The organism is uncultured Clostridium sp. (assembly GCF_934754915.1).
GTDB lineage: Bacteria > Bacillota > Clostridia > Clostridiales > Clostridiaceae > Clostridium.
In genome coordinates, this window is the sequence record NZ_CAKVKB010000254.1 from 1 (window position 1) to 3,251 (window position 3,251).

General features: G+C 26.9%; 4 protein-coding genes. 3 read left to right on the top strand and 1 reads right to left on the bottom strand.

What is annotated here, in order from left to right; all coding sequences use genetic code 11:
* Positions 1 to 86: 86 nt before the first annotated feature.
* Together Q0F58_RS18405 and Q0F58_RS18410 are read left to right on the top strand one after the other, a co-directional pair.
* Positions 87 to 1,013: a hypothetical protein gene (locus tag Q0F58_RS18405; protein ID WP_294379355.1), complete on the top strand. Its 927-nt coding sequence runs from the start codon at positions 87 to 89 to the stop codon at positions 1,011 to 1,013.
* A 120-nt stretch (positions 1,014 to 1,133) separates the two neighbouring features.
* Entirely contained in the window at positions 1,134 to 1,394 is a 261-nt protein-coding gene (locus Q0F58_RS18410) for a DUF1883 domain-containing protein (protein ID WP_294379357.1), read from the top strand.
* 151 nt (positions 1,395 to 1,545) lie between these two features.
* On the opposite strand, the gene Q0F58_RS18415 is transcribed toward Q0F58_RS18410, so the two are convergent.
* Positions 1,546 to 2,334, bottom strand: a complete 789-nt coding sequence (locus Q0F58_RS18415; protein ID WP_294379359.1) for a histidinol-phosphatase HisJ family protein — start codon at positions 2,332 to 2,334, stop codon at positions 1,546 to 1,548.
* A gap of 215 nt (positions 2,335 to 2,549) precedes the next feature.
* Here Q0F58_RS18415 and Q0F58_RS18420 point away from each other — a divergent pair, with 215 nt between their 5' ends.
* Positions 2,550 to 3,101 carry a TetR/AcrR family transcriptional regulator gene (locus Q0F58_RS18420; RefSeq protein ID WP_294379361.1) on the top strand — a complete coding sequence of 184 codons (552 nt, stop codon included), beginning with the start codon at positions 2,550 to 2,552 and terminating at the stop codon, positions 3,099 to 3,101.
* The last annotated feature ends 150 nt before the right edge of the window (positions 3,102 to 3,251 follow it).

Below are 3,251 nucleotides of genomic sequence, written 5' to 3' on the forward strand. Positions count from 1 at the left end.
AATTATATATATGATATAATAATTAAAGAATATAACATAAATTCAAGAAAATACAGAGAGTGAAAAAATATAGAAAGGAAGAAAGAATGAATAAAAAGGTAGACTTAAGAAAAAAGAAAGAAGATGAAATTGAGTTTAATAAGAAAAATTATGATTTTGAAAAGAAGAAAGATGGCAAAGGTAGAGTCATAGCAGCTTTAATTGTATCAATAATACTAATAATAGCTGCAGGAGCAATATTCATTAATGTATTTAATAGAGGCAAAAGGGGAGATACCATTATAGGCATAAGCAATATATCTCAATTAGATGGAAAAACAGGTGATATTATTGCAGATATGAATCTTACAGAAGATGAAGAAGAAGCGAAAGATGCGGTTTCAGGATTTCTTTCTGCAGTAAGAAATTTAGATTTTGATGAAGCATATAAGTATTCGCAAAATGGTGAGTGCAGTATGGATTTTATAGTGGATCAGCTTAAGGAAGAAGATAAATCAATAGTTCAGTATAATACTTTTTTTAAGAAAATGATGGACTATAGTTATGAGATAGATAGTATTAAAGCTGAGGGGGAAAAAGCTTCTGCACATATTGTTATAGATACATATAATTTTACAGTAAAGGTTGTGGAAGCAAGATTATCTATAAGTGATGCACAGGCTGCATATTCATTTGAAAATGGAGATGCTAGTGATAAAAAGAAGAAGGAAATAGCAGATGATAAGCTTCATAAAATATTGGACCCTATGGAAAGAAAACTTAAAATTCCATTAGAAATTGAACTTGTAAAACAAGATGGACAATGGAAGATAACAACTGAAAGTATAGATGATAAAATAAAAATTGCAGTTATGAAAAATTTGTATGATTCAATAGATTCATATACTGGATTTTATGAAGCATTAAATGAGGATAAAATAAATGAGATTTCAATGGATTCATTTATAAGTTACCTTGAAGAGAATGGTGTACATTATGATGAAGATAGTGAAAATTCACCATTTGATAATTAATTTATATTACTATTTGAAAAAGAAAGGAGGATTTAGTGAAAAAGTATATATTACAGATTTAAGATGCAAAAGGAACATACTAATTTTTCTGAAATAGTGCTTTTTTATTAAAAATAGATTATGAAATATTCTTGTAAAGATGGATATTTTAAAAAAGGAGATATATTAAATATAAAAGTTGATAGAAAAGTCAATATAAGAGTAATGACTGAAGAGAATTTTATTAAGTTTAAAAATGGACAGGCATATTCTTATTTTGGAGGAGAATTCAGTACATCTCCAATAAATCTTCCTATTCCAAAGACAGCTCATTGGTATATAGTTATTGATCTTGGAGGACAGTCTGGAATTTTAAGTTATTCAATAAAAGTATTTAAGTAATTGAATTTTTTGCAAATTGACAGATAATATATTATAAATGAACATAGATATTATATATTGATTTGAATTATAGGAAATATCCATAATTGCTTATAAAAAACAGTTCAAGCATTAATCGTGGTCTTGGACTGTTTTTATATTTTGTATAAAATCATAGCATAATTCCAAAAGGTTTTCTTTTTTCAAAAGTAAAAATATATTTAAATCCAATATCTTTTAGCATGTTATAAGTACTTTTTATATTTTCTCCAACTCTATCATAATTGTGTGCATCAGAACCGACTGTTATAATTTCACCATTAAGTTCTTTATACATTTGAAGAATTTCAATTTTTGGAAAAAGAAGATTCTGCTTTAAACCTGAAGTATTTACTTCAATGCCTTTACCTCTTGCAATTGCAGTTTTCAAAATTTCATAAATTATATCTTTATATTTTCTGAAATCATACACTCCATCAAGTTTGAACGCATATCGTTGAACAAGGTCAAGATGTCCTAATACGTCAAAATCACCCTCATTTGCAAGATTTAAAACATCATTAAAATATTTTTCATATGTAATACTTACACCATTTTCTCTAAGATTTGTGTTTAACCCTTTTCTGTTGAGATTATGCACAGAACCAATTATAAAATCTAAAGGATTATTATTAAAGTAGGTATTAAATTCATTCTTATAAAGATGAGGTTCACCAGCTTCAATACCTACTTTGAGTTTTAATTTGTCTCTATATTTAAAAGACAATTCATCAATTTCATTTTTATAGTCTTTAAAACTAAAAGTATTATAACTTTTATCCTCTGGATCAAAGCTTACATGTTCTGTGAAGCAGATTTCATTTATATTCATTGAAATTGCTTTTAAAATTGCTTGTTCTATTGTCTGAACTGCATCAAATGAATATTTTGAATGCATGTGATAATCACTTAAATATGCCATTTTAGAAATGTCCTTTCTTAAAATATTTTTCATAATAAAATAATTATATCATAAAAGATAATGGTAATGTTTTGAATTAATAGAGTAGGGAATGTTTGGTTATAAATGTAAATATTTTTATTTTGTTATTTCTAGTCTATTGGCATATATATCAAATCGGAATAAAATAAACGTGTTTATTGATAAACTAGTTTATTTAAAGGAGATATCTATCTATGCCAGCTAAAAAACAAATTACAAGAGATATGATTTTAAATGCTGCCTTGAAACTTTTGAAAAAATATGGTTTTGAGGCTATTACAATAAAAGAACTTGCGAAAGATTTGAAATGTTCTACACAGCCAGTCTATTTATCTTTTACTGGAATGGATGAATTACGTAGTGAATTGATTCCTTTGGCCGTAAAAGAATTTGAAGATACTATGAAATCTAATAGCAGAGATGGTAAAATCCGACTATATGACATGGAATATGTTTATTTTGCTAAAAGTGAACCAAAACTGTTTTGTTTTTTATTTATGCGTTCCAATGCTTTTACTGAAATAAAATCTATACTGCTTCCAATCATAGAACAATCTATTGTAGAACTGATGGAAATGTATCATATCAATCATGAAGAAGCTGATTATTTACATGATCATCTGTGGATGCACACTCATGGAATTGCTTCTATGATTGCAACAGATTTCTGCAACTGGAATTTGGAAAAAGTAAATCACATGATTGAGGAATGCAAAAACGATTTTACAAAGAAATACGAGGTTTAATAAATATGTTTACGGATAAAGATTTAAAAAAAATGATTTTTCCACTTTTTATAGAACAATTTCTTTTAATGTTTATTGGAATTGCTGATACTTTTGTTGTAAGTTTTTCTAGTGAAGCAGATGTGTCTGGTGTTTCACTGGTGACATCTT

Coding starts and splice junctions, on each gene's coding strand:
- Q0F58_RS18405 (WP_294379355.1), top strand. CDS start 87: ATGAATAAAAAGGTAGACTTAAGAAAAAAGAAAGAAGATGAAATTGAG.
- Q0F58_RS18410 (WP_294379357.1), top strand. CDS start 1,134: ATGAAATATTCTTGTAAAGATGGATATTTTAAAAAAGGAGATATATTA.
- Q0F58_RS18415 (WP_294379359.1), bottom strand. CDS start 2,334: ATGGCATATTTAAGTGATTATCACATGCATTCAAAATATTCATTTGAT.
- Q0F58_RS18420 (WP_294379361.1), top strand. CDS start 2,550: ATGCCAGCTAAAAAACAAATTACAAGAGATATGATTTTAAATGCTGCC.